Raw genomic sequence first — 413 nt, 5'->3', positions numbered from 1 at the left:
CACGGGCGGGAAGTACTTGTCCTGCCGGAGCGAGGCCACGGGGAAGGCGGCCTGTTCCCGGGGGTAGGCGCGGTCCCAGTTCGAGGACACGACGGCGCCTGCCGTGTGCGGTGCCCGGCGCAGCGGCGAGTCGGCCACGGTGAAGTCGCCGTTGGCGACCTGGTCGATTTCCTTGCGGATGGTGATCATCGCTTCGATGAACCGGTCGATCTCGGCCAGGTCCTCGGACTCGGTGGGTTCCACCATCAGCGTCCCGGCCACCGGGAAGGACAGGGTGGGGGCGTGGAAACCGAAGTCGATCAGCCGCTTGGCCACGTCCTCGGCCGTGACCCCGGTCTTCGCGGTCAAGTCGCGCAGGTCCAGGATGCACTCGTGCGCCACCAACCCGCCCTCACCGGTGTAGAGCACCGGGA

Annotated in this window: 1 pseudogene; it reads right to left on the bottom strand. The window is 68.8% G+C overall.

Going from position 1 to position 413, the window contains the following annotated elements:
• Positions 1-413: pseudogene (locus tag AC5RUO_RS20025) on the bottom strand (glycine dehydrogenase (aminomethyl-transferring)); the annotation flags it as partial.

This window comes from Arthrobacter sp. Y3221087 (assembly GCF_059089905.1).
The sequence above is the reverse complement of the archived record's forward strand: the minus strand, read 5'-3'. Positions and strand labels throughout refer to the sequence as shown.